Annotated in this window: 18 protein-coding genes and 1 pseudogene; 16 read left to right on the top strand and 3 right to left on the bottom strand. The window is 46.1% G+C overall.

Annotated features, from left to right (window positions below; translation table 11 throughout):
- Nucleotides 1-101: 101 nt before the first annotated feature.
- The 16 genes from priA (at nucleotide 102) to pdxT (ending at nucleotide 17,992) form a co-directional block, all read left to right on the top strand.
- On the top strand, nucleotides 102-2,471 hold the full coding sequence (priA, locus tag BLQ79_RS06040) for a replication restart helicase PriA (RefSeq protein WP_091364844.1): 2,370 nt from the start codon (nucleotides 102-104) through the stop codon (nucleotides 2,469-2,471).
- 31 nt (nucleotides 2,472-2,502) lie between these two features.
- The gene (gene def, locus BLQ79_RS06035) at nucleotides 2,503-2,961 is read left to right on the top strand and encodes a peptide deformylase (RefSeq protein WP_091364842.1); all 459 of its coding nucleotides are present in this window, start codon (nucleotides 2,503-2,505) and stop codon (nucleotides 2,959-2,961) included.
- The gene (fmt, locus tag BLQ79_RS06030) at nucleotides 2,958-3,908 is read left to right on the top strand and encodes a methionyl-tRNA formyltransferase (protein ID WP_200779843.1); all 951 of its coding nucleotides are present in this window, start codon (nucleotides 2,958-2,960) and stop codon (nucleotides 3,906-3,908) included. Before def ends, fmt begins: the two co-directional genes overlap by 4 nt.
- Nucleotides 3,889-5,280, top strand: a complete 1,392-nt coding sequence (gene rsmB, locus BLQ79_RS06025; RefSeq protein WP_091364840.1) for a 16S rRNA (cytosine(967)-C(5))-methyltransferase RsmB — start codon at nucleotides 3,889-3,891, stop codon at nucleotides 5,278-5,280. The genes fmt and rsmB overlap by 20 nt, the downstream gene beginning before the upstream one ends.
- Complete coding sequence (gene rlmN / locus BLQ79_RS06020) at nucleotides 5,273-6,319, top strand: 23S rRNA (adenine(2503)-C(2))-methyltransferase RlmN (RefSeq protein WP_091364838.1); 1,047 nt, start codon at nucleotides 5,273-5,275, stop codon at nucleotides 6,317-6,319. Before rsmB ends, rlmN begins: the two co-directional genes overlap by 8 nt.
- 63 nt (nucleotides 6,320-6,382) lie before the next feature.
- Nucleotides 6,383-7,141, top strand: a complete 759-nt coding sequence (locus BLQ79_RS06015) for a Stp1/IreP family PP2C-type Ser/Thr phosphatase (protein WP_091364837.1) — start codon at nucleotides 6,383-6,385, stop codon at nucleotides 7,139-7,141.
- Entirely contained in the window at nucleotides 7,134-8,996 is a 1,863-nt protein-coding gene (gene pknB, locus BLQ79_RS06010; RefSeq protein ID WP_091364835.1) for a Stk1 family PASTA domain-containing Ser/Thr kinase, read from the top strand. Before BLQ79_RS06015 ends, pknB begins: the two co-directional genes overlap by 8 nt.
- A gap of 1 nt (nucleotide 8,997) precedes the next feature.
- The gene (gene rsgA / locus BLQ79_RS06005) at nucleotides 8,998-9,870 is read left to right on the top strand and encodes a ribosome small subunit-dependent GTPase A (RefSeq protein WP_091364833.1); all 873 of its coding nucleotides are present in this window, start codon (nucleotides 8,998-9,000) and stop codon (nucleotides 9,868-9,870) included.
- A gap of 239 nt (nucleotides 9,871-10,109) precedes the next feature.
- Nucleotides 10,110-10,751: a ribulose-phosphate 3-epimerase gene (rpe, locus tag BLQ79_RS06000; protein WP_091364832.1), complete on the top strand. Its 642-nt coding sequence runs from the start codon at nucleotides 10,110-10,112 to the stop codon at nucleotides 10,749-10,751.
- Nucleotides 10,752-10,853: 102 nt separating this feature from the next.
- A complete protein-coding gene (locus BLQ79_RS05995; protein ID WP_091364830.1) occupies nucleotides 10,854-11,702 on the top strand; it encodes an Hsp33 family molecular chaperone HslO in 849 nt (282 codons plus the stop codon).
- Nucleotides 11,699-12,493, top strand: coding sequence for an S-methyl-5'-thioadenosine phosphorylase (gene mtnP / locus BLQ79_RS05990; protein WP_091364828.1), 795 nt, complete (start codon nucleotides 11,699-11,701; stop codon nucleotides 12,491-12,493). The genes BLQ79_RS05995 and mtnP overlap by 4 nt, the downstream gene beginning before the upstream one ends.
- Nucleotides 12,490-13,551: an S-methyl-5-thioribose-1-phosphate isomerase gene (mtnA, locus tag BLQ79_RS05985; RefSeq protein ID WP_091364827.1), complete on the top strand. Its 1,062-nt coding sequence runs from the start codon at nucleotides 12,490-12,492 to the stop codon at nucleotides 13,549-13,551. The genes mtnP and mtnA overlap by 4 nt, the downstream gene beginning before the upstream one ends.
- Nucleotides 13,544-14,791 (top strand): adenosylhomocysteinase, encoded by a 1,248-nt coding sequence (locus BLQ79_RS05980; protein WP_091364825.1) that lies wholly within the window; start codon nucleotides 13,544-13,546, stop codon nucleotides 14,789-14,791. The genes mtnA and BLQ79_RS05980 overlap by 8 nt, the downstream gene beginning before the upstream one ends.
- A 19-nt stretch (nucleotides 14,792-14,810) precedes the next feature.
- Nucleotides 14,811-16,097: an amidohydrolase gene (locus BLQ79_RS05975; protein WP_091364823.1), complete on the top strand. Its 1,287-nt coding sequence runs from the start codon at nucleotides 14,811-14,813 to the stop codon at nucleotides 16,095-16,097.
- Nucleotides 16,098-16,530: 433 nt separating this feature from the next.
- A complete protein-coding gene (gene pdxS, locus BLQ79_RS05970) occupies nucleotides 16,531-17,424 on the top strand; it encodes a pyridoxal 5'-phosphate synthase lyase subunit PdxS (RefSeq protein WP_091364821.1) in 894 nt (297 codons plus the stop codon).
- 1 nt (nucleotide 17,425) lies between these two features.
- A complete protein-coding gene (pdxT, locus tag BLQ79_RS05965; protein ID WP_091364820.1) occupies nucleotides 17,426-17,992 on the top strand; it encodes a pyridoxal 5'-phosphate synthase glutaminase subunit PdxT in 567 nt (188 codons plus the stop codon).
- Between the two features lie 1,924 nt (nucleotides 17,993-19,916).
- Here the strand turns inward: pdxT and BLQ79_RS05960 are convergent.
- The 3 genes and pseudogenes from BLQ79_RS05960 to BLQ79_RS05950 all read right to left on the bottom strand — a co-directional run.
- Nucleotides 19,917-20,783 (bottom strand): hypothetical protein, encoded by an 867-nt coding sequence (locus BLQ79_RS05960; RefSeq protein WP_091364818.1) that lies wholly within the window; start codon nucleotides 20,781-20,783, stop codon nucleotides 19,917-19,919.
- A gap of 131 nt (nucleotides 20,784-20,914) precedes the next feature.
- Nucleotides 20,915-21,205, bottom strand: a complete 291-nt coding sequence (locus BLQ79_RS08170; protein ID WP_143270089.1) for a hypothetical protein — start codon at nucleotides 21,203-21,205, stop codon at nucleotides 20,915-20,917.
- A gap of 195 nt (nucleotides 21,206-21,400) precedes the next feature.
- A pseudogene (locus BLQ79_RS05950) lies at nucleotides 21,401-21,648 on the bottom strand (IS256 family transposase); the annotation flags it as partial.

Below are 21,648 nucleotides of genomic sequence, written 5' to 3'. Positions count from 1 at the left end.
TTATTCAAATCCTTATAGGGGCTTTGATGAAATGAGTTCTCATTTTTTCACAGCTCCTATTTTTATATGGTAAGACAGGAACAGGGAAAGGAGGCATATCCATGGATACCCTGGCAGAAGTCATTATCAACCGGCCATCCAAGCATCTGAACCGGACCTTTTCCTACCGTATTCCGGAAAAGCTCTCTTTTCTCTGCGAAGGATGGCGATGCATAGTTCCTTTCAGTGGACGGACAGAAGAGGCAATCATTCTTTCCACACGGGAGGAAGATATCTCCAGGCTAACCTATTCCGTTAAGGATATACAGGGAGCTGTAGATACATTCCGCTATTTTACTCCGGAAATGCTGAAGACTGCATGGTGGATATCTTCTTACTATCTCTGCACACTGATAGATGCCCTGCGCCTGTTCCTTATTGACAAGAAAGGGATAAAGACAAAGGTCTACTATTCCCTGTGCTGGGATAAGATTCCCAAGGACCATCCCCTCCGGGGACTGATTGATGAATCGGTGGAAATGCTTACAGAGGAAGACTGTCTCCTCCTGTTTACGGGCAGTGAGTTTGCTAAAGCTCTGTCCAATGGGTATATCGCCCGCCGGGAATCAGTAAAGGCCTCCCATAGAGAACCGCTGGAACGATGGATAGCGCCAACGCTTCCCATTCCGGAAGAAGAAACGGCCCGGAAAAAGAAACAGGTTTTCCTGTATGCCTTTCTTACTGAACATGGCTCGGTACCGGTAAAGGAAGGAAAGAAACAGGGGTTTTCCATGGAAGTCATGCGTTCCCTTGTCCAGGGCGGACACGCTCGTTTTTTCTATAAGAAGAAGGATACCTATTCCCTCATTGGGGACAGCGGACAGTTGTCACATAAGGAACTGACGGAAGAGCAGAAAAAGGCATGTGAACAGATTATTCAGGCGGAAAAGGAAAAGAAGTTCCAGGGCATCCTCCTTAAAGGGGTGACAGGGAGCGGAAAGACGGAAGTCTATGTGAGAGCCGCCGATCAGGCGCTGGCCATGGGGGGTATGGCTCTCATCCTTGTTCCGGAAATCGCGCTCACGGTGCAGATGGTTTCTTATTTTGCTCATCATTTTGGAGATGATGTGGTATTTATTCATAGCCAGCTCAGCAAAGGGGAACGATATAACAACCGCATGAGGGTAGAGCGGGGAGAGAGTCATGTCATCATCGGCTCCCGTTCTGCGCTGTTTATGCCTTTCAGAAACCTTCGGCTCATCGTAGTGGATGAGGAATACGATTCCTCCTATAAACAGGATGAGACACCCAGATATAATGGATGTGATCTGGCCAAGGTTATGGCGGTGACCTATCAGTGTCCCATCGTACTGGGCGCAGCCACTCCCTCAGTGAATACCTATTACGCGGCAAAAACGAATCGTATTTCCCTTATTACGATGAATAAGCGGGTCTTTGAAACTCCGCTGCCTGAAGTAAGCATTGTAGATATGAAACAGCCTCAGGCTCTGGTGCAGTCGCCGCTTTTCTGTGACGCACTGCTCCATCTTCTGAAAAAGACAGTGAACGGAGGAAAAAAGGCCATTGTCTTCCTGAACCGTCGCGGCTACGCCACTACACTCATGTGCACTCACTGCGGATATGTGTTTAAGTGTCCGCACTGTGAAGTGTCCCTTGTATATCACAAGGACCGGCAGCGCCTTCAGTGCCACTACTGTGAATCCAGTTATCCGCTTCCTCAGGAATGTCCGAAATGTCATTCACAGAAAATCCTGTACAGTGGAAGCGGAACGCAGAAGCTGGTAGAAAATCTGTGCACTCTGGTCCCTCAGGCATGCATTGCCAGACTTGACCTGGACAGCACCAGGAATAAGAACAGTGCCAGGGATATTCTGGATGATTTCCGAAACGGGAAATACAATATTCTGGTAGGCACACAGATGGTGGCCAAAGGGCATGATATTCCAGGTGTACAAGCGGTAGGTGTTGTAGGTATCGATATGATTCTGAACCTTCCTACCTATCTGGCTTCGGAACATGCTTTCATGCTGATTACCCAGTGTGCCGGCCGTTCCGGAAGAGACCGGGAACAGGGGCATGTAATACTGCAGACCTATACTCCGGAGAACTTTGTCATACAGGCCGCTGCCAGGCAGGATTATGAAGCCTTCTATACTCAGGAAATTCAGTTCCGTAAGCTTCTGGGATATCCGCCGTTTATGAAACTGCTTAAGATTTCCTGCTTTGGAAAGGAATACCGGGCCGTGAGCGAAAAGGCCGCCCGTGTATACGCATGGCTTAGGCAGGAAACGAGGCAGGCAGATTCCTTCCAGATTACTCCGCCGTATGATGAAGCGATTAAAAAGAAAAGGGATACCTATTACATTTCCATCCTTATCAAAGGGGAGAATCTGGCGCCTCTTAAGCAGAAAATACGCCAGTCCTTTATACTTCAGGAAAATGGTATAATTATAGATGTAGATCCGTTATAAAGACATTGACATATAAAAAGGAGAATTTACAATGAGCAAAATTATTACTGCCGGAAACCCGGACCTCAAGAGAAAGGCTCTTCCGGTTACTGCATTTGACAAGAAGCTGAAATTTATCATCAGTGATATGAAGAAGACGCTGTATGAAGCCAACGGTGTCGGCCTGGCCGCTCCGCAGATTGACCTCAATATGCGTGTGTTTGTAGCCGATGATGGCGAAAGTGGTTTTGAAGCCTATGTAAACCCGGTATGGGAACCGGTAGGGAATGAAACCAATGTGGACACGGAAGGATGCCTGTCCGTTCCAGGATATGTTGGTTTGGTAGAACGGTATACCACTGTACGCATCAAGTATCAGGACGTGCGCGGCAAGAAAAAACAGAAGGTGGCTACCGGCCTTCTGGCACGCTGCATTCAGCATGAAACCGACCATCTGAACGGAATTCTGTTTATTGAAAAGGCTACCGCATTAAGGAGACTGGAAGAATGAGCGAACATTCACTGCGCATCATATTTATGGGGACTCCCGATTTTGCGGTACCGTCCCTGAAAAAACTCTGTGATAATGGATATACCCCGATTGCTGTATACACACAACCCGACCGTATCAATGGCCGGGGGAAGAAGATTACCCCTCCGCCGGTAAAGGCTCTGGCTATGGAAAAGAATATCCCTGTATATCAGCCGGAAACACTTAAGACTGAGGAAGAGATAGAAAGAATCCGTGAGATGAAGCCGGATCTTCTGGTAGTCATCGCCTATGGACGTATCCTTCCGAAAGCGCTTCTGGACATTCCTGCATACGGGGCCATTAACGTACACGGGTCCCTCCTTCCGAAATATCGTGGAGCCGCTCCGATTCAGCGGGCTATCATTGATGGGAAGAAGGAAACCGGTACGACCATTATGAAGCTGGATGCCGGTATGGATACCGGAGATATGCTGGTTCAGAAAAAGATGCCGATAGGTCCGCATATGACAGCAGGTGAACTTTTTGATGCCCTGAGCCTCGATGGGGCGGATCTGCTCCTTCAGGTGCTGGATAATCTTCCGGAATATATGGCCGGCGCCGTTCCGCAGGACGCTTCCAAAGCTACCTATGCGGAAAAGATTACCAAGCCTATGGGACGCATCGACTGGACAAAGGATGCCGTAACGCTGGACGCTCTGATCCGCGGTATGTATCCTAACCCGGGAACATTTACATTTTTCCGTGACAAACGTCTGAAGATTCACAGAGCCTGTGTCTCTGAGGCAGCGGACACTTCCAGTGAACCGGGAACCATTGTTTCTGTTTCTGGCGGAGCCATGGGGGTACAGACCGGTCGCGGCATTCTGACCCTTACGGAAGTACAACCGGAAAACCATAAGAAAATGCTTGTTTCTGATTTTATTAATGGTCATCAGGTAAAGATAAATGATAAACTGGAATACTAAACCGATTGCACCACCGTCGGCCCGACGCCTTGCCTACGATGTGCTTTATGATGTGTTTGTTAAGGAAGCGTATGCGAATCTGACTCTGCAGAAGGTCATGAAGAAATATTCTGGAAAAAAATATGAACCGCTTTCCAAACCGGAAAAGGGCCTTCTGACTGAATTGGTATATGGCGTCTGCCGCCGGTATAACCATCTCACATGGATTATGGGCCGGTTATCCACCCGTCCGGTGCGCAAGATGGATTCCAAAGTACGGATTCTTCTGGCCATCGGTCTGTATCAGCTGGTGTTCCTGGACAGGATTCCGGAGTCGGCAGCGGTGAATGAAACCGTGGAAATCGCCAAGAAGGTAACCCATCTTGGAAATGTAAAGTTCATCAATGCTATTCTCCGCAGTTATCTGCGTAAGAAAATTCAGCTTCACTTCCCACAGAGAAAAGGACATGAACTTCAGTATCTGTCCCTTACTCTCAATGAACCGGAATGGCTTATCCGTCGCATGAGTGCTCAGATTGGAAAGGCACGCACCGAAGCGGTCCTCGAAGAATTCAATAAGGCGCCGGCGCTGGATATTCATGCCAATCCTATTAAGCTTCCGGCTTCCAAGCTTTTTGAAAAGCTGAAGTTCCATCACGCGGAACCTGAGCTCATTCCGTTCATTCCGGACGGCAATGGCATCCGGGTAGGCAATGGCGATGCCTTTTTCCGGTCCCCGCTCCTTAAGAATGGGGAAGCTTACGTGCAGAGTGCCGCATCCATGATTCCTGCGGTAGTAATGAATCCATCCAGAGGAGACAAAGTACTGGATATGTGCGCGGCTCCAGGAAGCAAGTCCATTAATATTGCTCAGCTTACAGGAAACTGGGCGTCCATTGATGCCTGGGATTTATATGAACATAAGGTCAATCTGATTGACCACAATGCCCGCACGCTGGGAATCCGCTGTATTCACGCGGAACAGCATGATTCTACTGTGATTGATGAATCCAGAAAAGGGCAGTATGACAAGGTCCTTCTGGATGCGCCCTGTTCCGGGCTGGGCGTACTTGGCCACAAGCCGGAAATCCGCTGGAGACGTACGGAAGACAATCTTAAGGAATTTCCTCCGCTTCAGCAGAAACTACTGGATGCCGCATCCGTTTATGTCAAACCGGGTGGTGTTCTGGTGTACAGCACCTGTACGCTGAACCGGGAAGAGAATGAAGACATGATAGCCTGGTTCCTGGAAAAGCATAAGGATTTCCGCAGGGATACCTTTGATTTTGCAGGACGCCATCTGGTAGAAGGTATGATTACCATCTGGCCGGATGAATTCCATACAGACGGATTCTTTGTAGCTCGTCTTGTGAGGAGAAACAACGATGATTAATATATGGGCGAAAACACTGCCGGAACTGGAAGATATACTCGTTCGGGGCGGTTTTCAGAAATTCCGCGCTAAACAGCTCAGGGATTATCTCTATAAACGGTTTGTCTTTGATTTCAGTGAAATGAAACAGCTTCCGGCCAACCTCAGAGAATGGCTTTCCGCCAATGCGGTTATTGATAAGCCGGAAATAGTGAAAGAACAGAAGTCTGACGATAAGGATACGACAAAGCTTCTGCTCCGTCTGGATGACGGCAGTTTCATTGAAACGGTATGCATGCACCATGTGTACGGAAATTCCATCTGTGTTTCCACACAGGTCGGATGCGCCATGGGCTGCGTCTTCTGTGCCTCTACGCAGAAGGGGCTGGAAAGAAATCTTACCGCCGGTGAAATGCTGGCCCAGATGTTTGCTTTCCGTGAAGTTTTTGACGCGCCGATTCATTCCCTGGTCCTTATGGGCTCAGGAGAACCACTGCAGAATTATGAGGAAGTTCTTCGCTTTATGAGGCTCTGTCATGATCCGGAGCTGCTCAATATCAGCTATCGCAATATGACTCTGTCCACCTGCGGCATCGTTCCCCGTATCTACCGTTTGGCTGATGAAGGGCTTCCAGTAACGCTGGCAATTTCCCTTCATGCGCCGAATGATGAAATACGCAACCGTATCCTTCCTTCCAGCCGCGCCTTCCCGATAGAGGATGTTATAAAGGCAGCTCGGTATTATTTTAAGAAAACAGGACGCCGGGTGACCTTTGAATACATTCTCATCAAAGATGTCAACTCCAGTCTGGAAAACGCGGAAGAACTGCATCGTCTGTTGGGAGACCTCAACTGCCACATCAATCTGATACCTATCAACGGCACAGAACACATTAAGCTGTTCCCACCGTCGACCAATCAGATTTTCCGCTTTCAGCGGGTACTTACGTCCCATGGACGCAATGCTACGGTAAGAAGACAGATGGGGGATGAGATTCAGGCCGCCTGCGGGCAGCTGAAGCGTCGTTTTATCCAGGATGTGAAGAATTCGTCAAAATAAACATTCAATGGTAAAATAGTAGATAATTGCAGTTTCTTTTCGTTTGATTTCACAGGATTTATTATGATTACCAAGTGTGGAAAGACCAATACCGGCTTAGTCCGGAAGAATAATGAAGATTGCATCTACGTGGGAGAACAGCCTTGTTTCATCCTGGCGGATGGCATGGGCGGTTATGCCGGCGGTGAAACAGCCAGCCGGCTGGCCGTTTCTTCTGTGCGCAATTCATTAGAACAGGAATCCCTGTCATCCATAACCGAAGAAACACTGGCGGAAAGCTTTCAGGAGGCCAATCAGGCCATTCTGGCAAAGAAAGCGGAATCTCCGGACCTTTCTTCCATGGGAACGACTCTGCTGACAGCGGTAGTTCATGATAACTGCCTGTACTGGGCCCATGTGGGGGACAGCCGGCTGTACCTGCTGGAAAATGGTACATTCCGCCAGCTTACAGAAGACCATTCTTTTGTGATGCAGCTGGTGAAGCAGGGAGAAATCACGCGGGAAGAAATGCGAACCCATCCGCGCCGCAATGAAATTACCCGGGCGGTGGGTATTACCAGTGAATTAAAAGTAGATACAGGACACTTACCATTTAACAACGGAGCCGTCATGCTCCTTTGTTCGGATGGCCTGACCAATATGCTTACCGATGAAGAAATAAAGGCCTCCCTCCAGGCACACATGACTGATACGTTGGATGTATGCGCCTGTGTGGATGACCTTATGGAAAAGACATATGCGGCAGGAGCGGAAGATAATGTGTCCGTAATCATAGCGTATAATGAATCATTGCAAAATGGAGTAAATGACAATCATGATTAATAAAGTACTCGATGACCGTTATCAGCTGGTCAGGAAAATTGGCACAGGGGGCATGGCGGATGTATATCTGGCCAAAGACCTTCTGCTTGACCGGAAAGTGGCAGTAAAAATCCTGCACAGTAATTTTGCTGAAGATAACGAATTTATTTCCCGTTTTCGGCGGGAAGCGCAGTCTGCGGGTAAATTGAGCCATCCTAACATTGTTGGGATTTATGATGTGGGATGCAGTGAAGGGTATCACTACATCGTCATGGAATATGTGGAAGGGCAGACACTGAAACAGTACATCAATACGCATCCGCATATACCTATCGATACCGCTGTCCGCATCGCCATAGATATCGGTAATGCGCTGGCGGAAGCTCATTCCCACGGAATCATTCATTGTGATATTAAACCGCAGAACATTTTGCTTACTGCCAATCATAAGGTAAAGGTCACTGACTTTGGTATCGCCAGAGCAGTCAATTCTTCCACCATTATGACCAGGGAATCCATCCTTGGCTCAGTACACTATCTCTCACCTGAACAGGCGGCAGGGGATAAGCTTACCGCCAAGACTGATATTTACTCTCTGGGTATCGTCCTGTATGAAATGCTGACTCATCATCTGCCATTTGATGGCGATACGGCTGTCAGCATTGCGCTCAAGCATATGCAGGATGACGTGCCGAGACCTACCCGGTACAATCCGGCCATTTCTCCTATGCTGGAAGAATGCCTCCTTACTGCATTGCAGCGGGATCCGAACCGTCGGTATGATACTGTACAGGATTTTGTTTCCGAACTTAAGATTGCTCAGGGTTTCACCGCGTCTCCGTTCAAACCGGCAGAGCGGGAATTTGCCACTATGACCCGTCCAATCTCACAGAAGACACGGCGTATCGAGCGCTGTGATTCCGAAGGGAAGGTTTCCAGTTTCATATCCAATCTGCCACAGAAATATATCTGGGGCGGTCTGCTGGTTATCTTTGCCGCTGCTTTTGCCTGGGCCTTTTTCAGCTTTGGCAACTTCTGGAGCAACAAGGTGGTTACCGTTCCGGATGTAGAAGGAAAGCCTGTGGAAGTAGCCCAGCAGATGCTGGAAGATGAAAATCTGAAGGTCTCTGTGGATGAAGTGGCAAGTAATGAGGTGCCGGTTGGGGAAGTTATCGCCCAGACACCTACCGCAGGAACTGAAGTTAAGGAACAGCGTATTATCCATCTCACCGTCAGCAAGGGCGGAACCGTTATTCTGGCTCCGGATCTCAAGGGCCTTACCCTGGATCAGGCAAGGGAAAGACTGAGTAAGCTCAACCTGGTACTGGGTACTGTCAGAAACGGCAGCAACCCGAACATGCCGGCTGATGTTATCATTTCCCAGACCCCGGCCTCTGCGTCCCAGGTAGACAGCGGTACACAGATTAACGTCGTCATCAATGTACGGCAATCCAAGGTACCAAACGTAGTCGGGATGACCCTGGCAGACGCTAAGAACGCGCTTCGCGCCAGCGATCTGTCTGTGGGACAGGTAACTTCCAACGATGGAACCAGTCCTTCTGACGTAACCTCCATCGTAGTCAGCCAGAGTCCTAATGCCGGGGCTAATGCCACCGGTGTGGTCAACCTGGTCATCAGCAGCAATAACAAGCCGGCTCAGCCGGTAACCAAGAGTGGTACCGTGAATATTACCCTCCCGGGAAGCGGGGACAGCAAGAAAGTGGAAATATTCGTAACGGACAGCAATGGCCGCCGGGAAGTATACAGCCAGACGGCGGCACCGGGAAGCAACATTGTTAAGGATGTTTCCGGAACGGGTACTGTCCGTGTTCAGGTTGTAGTCGACGGGTCGGTTATTCAGGATAGAGAACTGTGATATGAAAGGTCTTATTATCAAGAATCAGAATGGATATTTTACGATTGCAGGACCGGAAGGCGCTACAGCACTGGCCCGTTCCCGCGGCCGTACGAAAAGGAAAGGTTCCATTCTGGTAGGAGACTGGGTGGAATACGAACAGACAAAGGATTCCGCTCCCAGCATTGTCTCCGTATATCCGCGCATCAATGAACTCCACCGTCCGCCTATTGCCAATATCAATCAGCTGGTGCTTACGGTGGCCGCTGAAAATCCGGACCCCAGCCTGTTCATGATTGACAAGATGCTGGTGCTGGCGGAATATTCCCGCATTCCCGGTATTCTTCTCTGCATCAATAAGGCAGACCTCAATCCGGAATACGCGGAAAAGCTGCAGACCCTTTATGAAAAGGCAGGATACCCATGTATAGCGGTTTCGGCCATTCAGGAGAAGGGAATCTCTCAGCTGAAGGAAGCATTATCCGGTCCGGTTATCTCATTTTCCGGTCCTTCCGGGGTGGGGAAATCCACATTGCTCAATCATATTCTGGGCAGAGAACAGTTTGCCCATCAGGCTGTGAGTCAGCATACCGGCCGCGGACGCAATACAACTCGCCATTCTGAGCTGGTGCGGCTGATGGATTCCCTGTATGTGATGGATACACCGGGGTATACCTCTCTGGATCTGGACAGCCAGGTGGAAGACGGACTGGACTATCTGTTCCGGGATTTCCGTCCATATCTGGGCCAGTGCCGCTTTAACAACTGCAGGCATCTGAAAGAACCTGGATGCGCCGTTTCCAGGGCCGTGGACGAGGGATGTATCGCACAGTCCAGATACGCATCCTATGTCTCCATTTTGAATGAAATAAAAAACCGCATTATCCGCTATTGATAAGGAAAGCAGGCACCGGGAAAACCGGTCCTGCTTTTTCTGATGAGGAAATCGTTCCCAGGCGCAACCACAATGTACATTAATTGCGGCAGAAAATGACCATGATTCCCACGGATTCCCATCCATAGAAACCGGATAAGAGAAATTCACAATAAAATGAATACGGATGCTGTATAATAATAGAAGACAAAACGTATATTACCTGGTCTACCCAGACAAGTTTATCAGGAGGATTCAACATGGTAAAAATTGCACCATCCTTATTATCTGCTGATTTTGCCAGTCTGGCAGAAGAACTGAAGGATATTGAACGTGGCGGTGCCGATCTGGTCCATCTGGATATCATGGATGGCCATTTCGTCCCTAATCTGACATTTGGGGCTCCGATTATCAAAGCCCTGCGTCCGCATACCAACCTGACCTTTGATGCCCACCTTATGGTGTATCATCCGGAAAATTATGTTAAGCCGCTGGCGGATGCCGGTGTCAATATGGTGTCCTTCCATGTAGAAGCCGCACCGCACGCTGACCGTATAGTACATATGATTAAAGACGCTGGCATGAAGGCCGGAATCGTCCTTAATCCAGCCACTTCACTCTCAACGGTGGACTACCTGCTTGAGATTGTGGATTATGTTCTTCTTATGTCCGTCAATCCTGGATTCGGCGGTCAGAAATTTATTTCTTACACCATGGATAAGGTCCGTTCTCTTCGTTCCATGATTTCCGAACGTCATCTGAATTGTCAGATTGAAATCGATGGCGGTGTAAAGGCTGAGAATGCCGGTAAGCTGGCAGAAGCCGGCGCGGATATCCTGGTAGCCGGTTCCGCAGTTTTTGGAAAGGAAGACCGGAAGGCTGCCATTGCCGCTCTGCGCTGATTCTCATAAAGGCTGTGAAAAGACCTGCATGCTTTTTCACGGCTTTTTCTTATCACACCGGATAATTATTGTTACAGGCTTTGCTTTTATAAAGGAGTCATTATGATTGAAAAAAACACAATCTGTCATTATTTGAATCTGGATGGTATCCGTCTGACACTGGCAGACATTACGGATGCGGCACTGGAAGCCGCGAAAAGACATAATATGTCTGATCAGGCTGCGGCCATGCTGGGAGAAATTATGGCCGGTACAGCCATTCTGGCTACCGATTTCAAGAATCATGAAGGGGTATCTCTCCGCTGGGAAACCAATGGACCGATAGGAAACATTCATACCGATGCCTATGAAGGGAAATATCTGCGCGGCTATATGGACCATCCGGAAGCCGCAGGTGCCGATGAAAGCATTCTTAATGAACACGGCATGCTCTATGTAACCAGATATTCCCTTCTCCGTATGCCTTATACAAGCTCTGTGGAACTTAAGGGACATGATGTTTCCTCCTGCCTCACCGATTATATGAAGGAATCCGATCAGACGCTATCTCATATTCAGACGGCCGTCATCCGGGATGAACAGGGCAGAATACAGCGCGTATTTGCCTTCATGGCTCAGCTGATGCCTCAGGGAAATAAGGATAAATTCAAAGAATATTTCTCCGTAAACTACCATTTCGCAGGGGAAAGCCATGCCGCGGAATCGGTGGAAGATTTGCTGAAGAAGGGCAAATTCAGCCTTCTGGGAAAGATGGAGGTATCTTTCCGCTGCACCTGTTCCGCAGACCGTATCAAATCAGCGCTGCTGTCATTAAACGCACACGATCGGGCAGAAATTCTGAAAGATGACAAAGTGGAAGCTACCTGTGAATATTGCGGCAGCCATTACTCTATCCCAAGAGAACTCATAGCTCTGTGGTTTGAAGAAGAGAAGGGAAGTAATGTACAATGAGTAAACTCGCGTTTATAGGAGGTACCGGGGTATATGATCCGGAGATACTTACTGATCTGCATGAGGAAATCATCCATACTCCCTATGGAGATGCCCGTATAGAATCCGGAAAATTTGGCGCAAAGGCAATCATATTTCTTGCCCGTCATGGGGTGAAACATACCATTCCACCGCATAAGATTAATTACCGGGCTAACATTTATGCCCTGAAGATGCTCGATGTAGCCGCTGTAGTCTCCACTACAGCCGTAGGCTCAATGAATCCGTCGTACAAGCCGGGCGAACTGGTACTGGTAGACCAGTTTATTGATATGACTAAGAACCGGATTGGCACGTTTTTTGATGGAGACCGGTATGGGGTGGCTCACTATGACATGTCCCACCCATACTGCGAAACACTCCGTCAGGCCGTACAGCAGGCTGCCCGTGCGGAAAATATACTTCTCCATCCGCACGGAACCTATATCTGTACAGAAGGCCCGCGTTTTGAAACTGCCGCTGAAATCAAAGCTTATCGCATGTGGGGCGCCGATGTGGTGGGCATGACCAACGTTCCAGAATGTCAGCTGGCCAGAGAAGCGGAAATCTGTTACTGCACCATTTCCATGGTCACCAATTTCTCCACCGGTATGACCGATCAGCCGCTTACTCACGCTGAAGTTGTGGCCTGCATGAAAGAAAATCAGTCGTCTTTCCGTAAAATCATTACCCTTCTGGCAACCACCTATGATCCGGATACAGATTGTTCCTGCCACCACGCGGGACAGGCCTTCGGAGGATTCCATTTATGACCGATAGGCTTAAGTCTCTGGAATGGAAGAATAATGTACTGTATCTGCTGGACCAGAGAAAACTGCCACAGAAACAGGAATATCTGGCATGCACAGACTATAAGGAAGCAGCCCAAGCCATCCGGACCCTGGCTGTACGGGGGGCCCCGGCCATAGGTATTACCGCTGCGTATGCCATGGTTCTGGCGGTACTTGCGTTTACTGCCCGCGGACTATCCGGAGAATCCCTCCGCCATGCCTTCTACGCGGCAGGTGAGGTACTGGAGCAGGCCAGACCCACGGCAGTCAATCTGTCCTGGGCTGTCCGGGAGATGGAAAAGACATTTGATTCCGCAGAGGACGATAAACGCTGTGAAACCCTGACCCGCCGTGCCATGGCGATGGAAGAAGAGGATAAGCAGCTCTGTCATTCCATGGCCGTACATGGTGCAGATTTATTTTCCGGGAAAAAGAATCTGACCATCCTTACCCATTGCAATACCGGCACACTGGCTACTGCTGGGACAGGTACTGCTTTAGGAGTAATACGTGAATTGTTCAGAAGAGGCCAGCTCTCTGCTGTGTATGCCGATGAAACACGTCCGGTCCTTCAGGGAGCCAGACTTACCGCATCAGAGCTCCGGAAGGAAGGGATTCCCTCTATTCTAATCTGCGATGATATGGCGGCTCTGGTTATGAAAACGAAGAAAATAGATGCCATTATTGTAGGAGCTGACCGGATTGCAGCAAACGGAGATACAGCTAACAAAATAGGCACTTACGGACTGGCCATCCTTGCAGCCTATCACCACATACCGCTGTATGTAGCAGCACCATTTTCCACTTTTGATTTTTCCATACCTTCCGGAAATCATATTGTCATCGAGGAACGAAACCCTGATGAGATCCGATATGTGGGAAACACACAGATTGCCCCGGCAGATATGCCGGTTTTTAATCCGGCCTTTGATATAACACCGCACACTCTGATTTCCGGAATCATTACCGAACGAGGAGTTATTTCTCATCCCGATAAGGATTCGGTTGCTAATTATGAAAGGAGCATATCCCATGGTTAAACCTTCTGTTATTCGTGATATTCATCTTGCCGATGAAGGCATGCAGCGTATCCGCTGGGTAGAGAAATTCATGCCTGCATTGAATACGTTAAGCAAAACCTGTTTTAATCCGGATACCTTTAAAGGCAAAACCATTGTAATGTCCATACATCTGGAAGCTAAGACCGCTTATCTTGCGCTTACCCTCAAAAAAGCCGGGGCTAACGTCATTGCCACCGGGAGCAACCCTCTGTCTACCCAGGATCCCATCGCGGCGGCCCTGGTCAGTCAGGGAATCACTGTATATGCCACCCACGGATGTACGGATAAGGAGTATATGGACTATCTCAATATGGCGCTGGATCATAAGCCGCATCTCATCATTGATGACGGCGGGGACCTGGTACATCTTCTCCATACTACAAGGAAGGATGCCCTGGAAAATCTGATTGGCGGTTCAGAAGAAACCACTACCGGTGTATACCGCCTGCGTCAGCTGGCCAATGAAAATAAACTCCTTTTCCCTATGCTTGCGGTAAATAATTCCCAGTGTAAATTCCTGTTTGATAACCGATATGGCACAGGACAGTCTGTATGGGATGGCATTATCCGCAGTACAAATCTCACTGTAACCGGTAAGACCGTTGTCGTTGCCGGTTATGGCTGGTGCGGAAAAGGGGTAGCTATGCGTGCAAAGGGTCTGGGCGCACATGTTATCGTAACGGAAGTAGACCCTATCAAAGCCATCGAAGCCGTATTTGACGGTTTTGATGTAAAGCCCATGGTGGAAGCCGCTCCGTATGGAGATTATTTTGTCACTGTAACCGGAGATATTCATGTCATTAACAAGGATGCCTTCCTGGCTATGAAGGATGGGGCCATCTGTGCTAATGCCGGTCACTTTGACGTAGAAGTCAATAAGGAAGACCTCAAAGAAATATCCGTTTCCCACTTTGAAGCCAGAAAAAATATTGAAGGTTACGTTCTTCCTGATGGCCGGACCATTTATCTTATGGCAGAAGGCCGCCTCGTCAATCTGGCAGCAGGCGATGGACATCCGGCGGAAATTATGGATCTGTCTTTTGCTATGCAGGCGCTGGCAGCGGATTATATCTGCCGTCACGAAAAGGAACTTAAGCCAGGCCTCTATGTCCTGCCTCATGAACTGGATGTTAAGGTTGCGCAGATTAAACTGTCCTCTATGGGCTATTCCATCGATTCCCTAACGGAGGAGCAGAAAGCCTATCTGGGATTAAAATAAGTAAAAAGGAGATTCCTTTATGAAATTACTGATTAAAAATGTGTATATTCCCGGTAAAGATGGGAAAGCGGTTAAAGCGAAAAACATTGAGATTACAGGAAACCGAATCAGTGCATTCCCAAAACATCCCGATGTATCTCAGTATGACCAGATTATTGAGGGGAAGGGGAAACTGGCACTTCCAGGACTGGTAAATACTCATACCCATGTAGCCATGACTCTTTTCAGAAGTTATGCTGATGACATGGAACTTATGGACTGGCTCCAGAATAAGATCTGGCCAGCGGAAAACCGGCTCAATGATGATATCGTTTATTGGGGAAGTACACTGGCCTTTGCGGAGATGATTCGTGGCGGTACAACATCCTTCTGCGATATGTACATGTTTATGAATTCATGTGCGAAGGCAGCGGCTCAGGCTGGAATCCGTGGAAATATTGCCCGCGGTCTTGCCGGAGTTTCTCCCAATGCCCAGTCAGCGTTACAGGAAAATATAGATTTATTTGAACAGTGGGATGGCGCCTGCGATGGCCGTATCCGCGTCATGCTGGGACCTCATGCACCTTATACTTGCCCACCGGATTACTTAAAACAGGTAAGGGATGCTGCCATTACCCACCATATTCCGATTCATATCCACCTGGCAGAAACCAGAACGGAAGTAGAAAACTGTGAGAAAGAATACGGAATGACACCTATTGCCCTGATGGATCATGTAGGTCTGTTTGATGTCCCAGTATTGGCAGCTCACTGTGTTCATGTAAATGACAAGGATATTGCGATTATGGCTGAAAAAGGCGTTCGCGTAGCTCATAATCCGGGAAGCAACCTCAAGCTGGCTTCCGGAATAGCTCCTGTTCTTGCCATGCGCAAAGCCGGAATCACAGTCGGCCTTGGTACTGATGGAGCCTCCAGCAACAACAAACTGGATATGTTTGCGGAAATGCGCCTCGCCGCATTAATTCATAAGGCGGTTTCCTATAATCCGAAAGCCATTGAAGCCGGTGAAGCACTGGACATGGCTACCAGGGAAGGGGCTAAATGCCTTGGCTACGATGACCTGGGAGAACTTCGTGAAGGCTGGCTGGCGGATATTATCCTGATTGACCGCTCGGGATTTAACTGGAAACCTGATTTTAATGATGTGTCCATTACCGTTTATGCGGCTAACTCCAGAGATGTGGATACCGTAATCATCAATGGTAAACCGGTTATGATAAATAAAGAGCTGCTCACTATTGATACCGAACGCCTGGATTTTGAAGTTAACCGGGTAGTCAAAGAACTCTATGGCGGTTTGGAATAACACACAACCATTTCTGTTTATTGCAGAAATGGTTTTCTTTTTGGAAGTAATGGAACGTATGTTCTTTTGTGCAGTTCCTCCCTTATAAGAACATGTGTTCTATGTACACTGTATCTGTTTTTCCCGAAAAATAAACCTTTTAAAGTCTGGAAACAGGAAAAGCAACCGACATATAAACGACAGATAATAGAAACAGAACTTTCTTTAAATGGAATACGGCTCACTCTTCTGGATATATGCAAATACGAGTTTAATGTACTTACAAAATAATTCATTCGCTGTTAAAAAGTGTAAACACCACATATTTCACCAATAATTAAATCAATCTGGTTATACTATATTTATTATTTCTGATTATTTTAATATATTCAGTCTTGATATAGAATCTATTTAGATTCATTTAGATTCTATTTATTAACAGGAGAGGTATGTTATGAGCAACACAACAAGATCACAGAACGAACGGTATGAATTAAACTGCCAGCTGGCACAGATGCTTAAGGGCGGTGTTATTATGGATGTTACTACTCCGGAACAGGCAAAGATTGCGGAAGCGGCAGGTGCCTGTGCCGTCATGGCTCTGGAACGTATTCCAGCGGATATCCGTGCGGCTGGCGGCGTATCCCGTATGAGTGATCCGGCCATGATTAAAGGGATTCAGGAAGCGGTTTCTATTCCGGTTATGGCGAAGTGCCGTATTGGCCATTTTGCGGAAGCCCAGATTCTGGAAGCCATTGAAATTGATTATATTGATGAAAGTGAAGTTCTGTCTCCGGCTGATGATGTATACCATATTGATAAACATCAGTTCAAGGTTCCATTTGTCTGCGGTGCCAGAGACCTGGGAGAAGCTTTACGACGCATTGCCGAAGGAGCTTCCATGATCAGAACTAAAGGCGAACCAGGCACAGGGGATGTAGTACAGGCGGTAAGTCATATGCGCCTCATCCAGTCTCAGATTGCCAAAGTAGCAGCTGCCCGGGATGACGAATTATTCGAAATTGCGAAAAAACTCAGTGTACCGTATTCCCTGGTTGCCTATGTGCATGAACACAGGAAACTCCCGGTCGTGAATTTTGCAGCCGGAGGCATTGCCACACCGGCGGATGCTTCTCTTATGATGCAGCTGGGGGCTGAAGGGGTATTTGTTGGCTCTGGAATTTTTAAATCCGGAAATCCGGCTAAGCGCGCCGCAGCCATTGTTAAAGCCGTAACCAATTACAAGGACGCCCATTTACTCGCTTCCGTTTCTGAAAATCTTGGCGAGGCCATGGTAGGTATCAATAAAGATGAAATAGATTTGCTCATGGCAGAAAGAGGCCGTTAATATGATAGTTGGAGTACTGGCTCTTCAAGGTGCCTTTATCGAACATGAACAGATGCTCCGGAAACTGGGCGTAAGCACTGTAGAACTCCGGCAGAAAGCCGATTTACAGAATAAACCGGATGCATTAATCCTGCCGGGAGGGGAAAGCACCACACAGGGAAAACTTTTAAAAGATCTGGGGATGTTCGAGACTATAAGACAATGGATAATGGAAGGATTGCCAGTTATGGGGACCTGTGCGGGAATGATACTTCTGGCAAAAAAGTTGAGCAATGATAACAAGCAATGGCTGCAGACATTTCCTGCCACTGTACGCCGAAATGCCTACGGCCGACAGCTGGGAAGTTTCATAACCAGAGCTCCCTTCAAAGGAATTGGCGAAGTGACCATGAATTTTATACGGGCTCCTTATATTGAGTCCATTTCCCCCGGAGTAGAAGTTCTGGCAGAAGTAAACCACCACATAGTCGCTGCCAGGTACAAAAAGCAAATGATTTTATCCTTTCACCCGGAGATAGGGGAAGATACACGGATACATAAGCAATTTCTCCAGATGGTTACAAAATAAATTTAATCCATATTGTTTTAACATACATACATATAAACAGGAAAAACAGAGAGTGAATTTATTATTGCTCTCTGTTTTTCTTTTTTCAAACATACGTTCTTTTGAGATTTTTTCTTTAACAAGAATATGTGTTCTATGGTGGTATCTTAAAACTATCCCTCTTCTGAATAATATAGAGTTCTATATTTACATTGTTTACCAGAATGATATACATACTTTCAAGTAATTTTATTATTATAAAGAGAACAGGCTTTTATATTGCATCAATCCCAGAATACAAAGATTGTCATGGCGTTCCGTTTCAAACTAGTAAAAGCTGTTCCAAACCGCTTCTGTCAGGTTAAAACAGGTTGAAACAATTTCAATCCGATTTTACCTGTTGCAAACATTTTCGTCAGGTTCAGGCAGTTTATAACAACGCAAACCAGTGTGATATTGCATCTGTTAAAATCTGTCCGCATTTTTTCTCAGAAGTGGATAAAGGTAAAACGAAACAGATAGGCGCTCTTAATTACCGGAAGAAGGTTCATCCACCTGTTACCGCCATATTTGGCCACAACCCGTTAAAGAAATTCAATCTCACACAGGCAAAAACAGTTTGCACCAGTTTCAGTCAGCTTCTAATTGATCCAAACAATTTCAACCTGTTTTAATCAGGTTCAAACAGGTTTTAACTTTGTAAACCTGTCACAATCCAGTAAATATCTTCTATAGATTGCTTGACGAAGGATTATACAAACATCACAGGAAAAAACGAAACCTGATGTTAAAAGAGCAAGAAGATATATAGAATCCAGGGAGACTCTGATGAAGTCTTTCTACAGTATAATCTGATAAAAAAATTCACCTTTTCAGTGGTAAAGACAATCGGACGAAAAAAGATGAACTCCATTGATTATCACTGCAGAGCCTACTGAAGAATATCAGAACGTGATCTGCAGGCTACCAGGTATCCTCAGAACAACAAAATATCCGAAGCAAAGAGCTATTGACAGGTATAAAGGTATATTTTTCTGAGATTCAGAACTTCAATCTCTGGAAGTTACCGGTAACCATCCAAATTTTTACAAAACTTCACAAAACAGCTAAAATCCACCGGCCAAAGACGCATTTTCAATATATTCCATGAGTAGTTTTTCATTAAATTCATTTTCACGCGTTAAAAGTGCCTTTAAACGCAAATTCTCATTTAAAATTGACTTTTATCATTTATGATTGATAACTCAGAGGTCTCCAGGGGATTATAATAGAAAAACAAGAAGAAGTAATTCAATTTTCCGGATCATGCCCCTGAACACACTACCTGATCATCATCTTATTGCCTATAAAGATAAAAAGCAGTAAGCAGATACAATCCTGAAAACTTTCTGCTCAGAGATGATAATGCATGCGGAATCTGATATGTTCTGATAAATAGAAAAGTTCAGAATAAGCTGACTTAAACAGAGGAAGTAAAATACCAGAGTATCCAATATTAGTAATAATTAAAAACAGGAAACAGATCTCAGGAAAAGCCCAAGGAAGGCATCAGTCTAACTTATGATAGTCAGACACATGTTTATAATGTATGAATTTCTGTCACTGACCAACAGATCTGTACACAGCACAACCATACGATGTTGAACTCAGTGTCAGAATAGTCTTCAAATCCAAAAGACCAATCATTCCAGGCAACAGAAAGGACAAACAGAAACTGCAAATGAAACAAAATCCGATAAATTCGATTAAAGCAGGGTATAGAGTAGAGCTAAGGGCTAAAAACCATATAAAAATTACTTCCGATAATTTAATGTTATCGGAAGTAAACATATTTCGCCCTATTAACGTTTCTCACAATATCCTAGAATGCCTGATTCTATCGAGTATTATACCACATTTTGCCTAAATAAAATGCAGTAACGATTCGTAGCGTTTTTTGTAGTTTTTAACGTATTAGGACGGCAAAATGGACGGCAAAATTATCACCGGATTTTGCTGTATTTATCGATGATTTCTGAGCGTCCTGAATTGCAAATAAGTTAAGTAAGCTGGCCACTGACAATGCAAACCCAAAAGCATAAGCATCCCGTTGACGGCGCATGACTACCTGTTTATGTTCCATTGCTTGGATTTGCACTTTCAACGTCTCTAATGATGCTTTCGATTTTTCCAGCTCGTTCCTGCATTCGGTCAGCGAGATGCTGGCATTCGTCAAGTTCTTCTGCGTCGCGTTTAGTTCGTTCTGTAAGTTTTCCAGTAGCTTCATTTGCTCGCTTGACGTGGACCTCAGCATTTTTAATTTCTGTCTGAGCTGTTCCAACTCCATGTTCTGCTCTGTCAATGCCTTCTTCAACGTGTTCCACTGAGTTAACTGCATCGTGATAGTCATTGGCTGTCCTGCTGTCTGTGTAGAGCAACCACCATCCGATGATGCAGCCGATGAATATGACAGCGGATACACACATAACATAATGGTAAACTGGTCGGCGACTGCAAAGAGATGAATGGCATTAGATTCTGGGGAATAACCACCTTTGTATTGTCCTCCCTTCTGGAAGTAGTTGCTTTCATTATTATCATGCTCATTCCCAGCTTTTGATGATTTGATGTTTTTCTTTACAACCAACGTTCTATCTTTATTGACAAATGGTTGATGGTTAGAATCCTTGACGTTTTTAAGCATTTCTGCTATTGTAACTTGAAAGGGTTCATCATTCGCTCCTAAACGGCCTTGCGCCGTTTTTAGGAATGGTGAACTCTTTTTTTGTATGATTAAATCATACAATTTATGGGTTATATCCCTTGGAGTCATACCATTCTTCGCCTACAATACGTGCTATATAAAATTTGTCTTGTACTTTAATTGGCAGATAAAAATTATGATATTTAAAAACACCTTCCCCTGTATATTCTTCCACTTTCTGAAAGTACTTTTCTTTTCCTTTATTCAGGAGATAATAATTTAAATGCCCATCCACAACATAGGGAATCCCTGACAGGTCCTTGACATTCCCCCAGAATTTCCAGTAAAGTGTGGTTAATAGGTGATTTTTCACCTAAACCGCTCCATTTCAGGTCCGCTTGATCTGGTCGGGCGGTTTTAATTTTGCGATCAAATATTTCATACAGCGTAGCAGGAGTTCTATTAAATAAAATGTCACTTTCAAACACTTCTGCAGTTATCAGTGCCGTATATGGATTATGTTTGTAAATTACCGAAACAATGAAGCGCATTAGTCCAAATTCTTATTTCACGTTCTCCAGAAAATCTGTGTTGAGCAGCACTCTTCTGATAATATTCAATGATTTATCATTCAGAATAGTTGCTGCCGAAAGAGCCTCCGTTGATGGAGGTTCTTTTTGTATCAGTTGTTTTAATTCTTCTGCCGTACATTCTATTTTCAGGGTTATAGGACAAAAAGTGTGTTTTTAGTCCCAGTAAAAACTAATATCAAAATCAGTTTTATGAAGTTCTCCCCAAACAACAGCGTCTCCCCAAGTGGGAATTGATCCTTCTAATTTACCTCGTTCATTCATGGTATTATAAATATCGGAAATACTTTCATTGGTCGGCATAACCTTTAGTATTTCTGTGGATGAAAGCGGTTTCGGTGAGTGCATGTAGCACCACCAGAAAACCGCTTTTATTCTTTTTTCAATGGATAGTCCTCTGTGAT

It is taken from the genome of Dialister histaminiformans, from assembly GCF_900103425.1.
Lineage (GTDB): Bacteria > Bacillota > Negativicutes > Veillonellales > Dialisteraceae > Allisonella > Allisonella histaminiformans.
This window is presented reverse-complemented; position numbering and strand designations above follow the sequence as displayed.

Excerpts from the sequence above, each read along its gene's own strand:
- priA (WP_091364844.1), top strand. The coding sequence starts at position 102 with ATGGATACCCTGGCAGAAGTCATTATCAACCGGCCATCCAAGCATCTG.
- def (WP_091364842.1), top strand. The coding sequence starts at position 2,503 with ATGAGCAAAATTATTACTGCCGGAAACCCGGACCTCAAGAGAAAGGCT.
- fmt (WP_200779843.1), top strand. The coding sequence starts at position 2,958 with ATGAGCGAACATTCACTGCGCATCATATTTATGGGGACTCCCGATTTT.
- rsmB (WP_091364840.1), top strand. The coding sequence starts at position 3,889 with ATGATAAACTGGAATACTAAACCGATTGCACCACCGTCGGCCCGACGC.
- rlmN (WP_091364838.1), top strand. The coding sequence starts at position 5,273 with ATGATTAATATATGGGCGAAAACACTGCCGGAACTGGAAGATATACTC.
- BLQ79_RS06015 (WP_091364837.1), top strand. The coding sequence starts at position 6,383 with ATGATTACCAAGTGTGGAAAGACCAATACCGGCTTAGTCCGGAAGAAT.
- pknB (WP_091364835.1), top strand. The coding sequence starts at position 7,134 with ATGATTAATAAAGTACTCGATGACCGTTATCAGCTGGTCAGGAAAATT.
- rsgA (WP_091364833.1), top strand. The coding sequence starts at position 8,998 with ATGAAAGGTCTTATTATCAAGAATCAGAATGGATATTTTACGATTGCA.
- rpe (WP_091364832.1), top strand. The coding sequence starts at position 10,110 with ATGGTAAAAATTGCACCATCCTTATTATCTGCTGATTTTGCCAGTCTG.
- BLQ79_RS05995 (WP_091364830.1), top strand. The coding sequence starts at position 10,854 with ATGATTGAAAAAAACACAATCTGTCATTATTTGAATCTGGATGGTATC.
- mtnP (WP_091364828.1), top strand. The coding sequence starts at position 11,699 with ATGAGTAAACTCGCGTTTATAGGAGGTACCGGGGTATATGATCCGGAG.
- mtnA (WP_091364827.1), top strand. The coding sequence starts at position 12,490 with ATGACCGATAGGCTTAAGTCTCTGGAATGGAAGAATAATGTACTGTAT.
- BLQ79_RS05980 (WP_091364825.1), top strand. The coding sequence starts at position 13,544 with ATGGTTAAACCTTCTGTTATTCGTGATATTCATCTTGCCGATGAAGGC.
- BLQ79_RS05975 (WP_091364823.1), top strand. The coding sequence starts at position 14,811 with ATGAAATTACTGATTAAAAATGTGTATATTCCCGGTAAAGATGGGAAA.
- pdxS (WP_091364821.1), top strand. The coding sequence starts at position 16,531 with ATGAGCAACACAACAAGATCACAGAACGAACGGTATGAATTAAACTGC.
- pdxT (WP_091364820.1), top strand. The coding sequence starts at position 17,426 with ATGATAGTTGGAGTACTGGCTCTTCAAGGTGCCTTTATCGAACATGAA.
- BLQ79_RS05960 (WP_091364818.1), bottom strand. The coding sequence starts at position 20,783 with ATGACTCCAAGGGATATAACCCATAAATTGTATGATTTAATCATACAA.
- BLQ79_RS08170 (WP_143270089.1), bottom strand. The coding sequence starts at position 21,205 with ATGCGCTTCATTGTTTCGGTAATTTACAAACATAATCCATATACGGCA.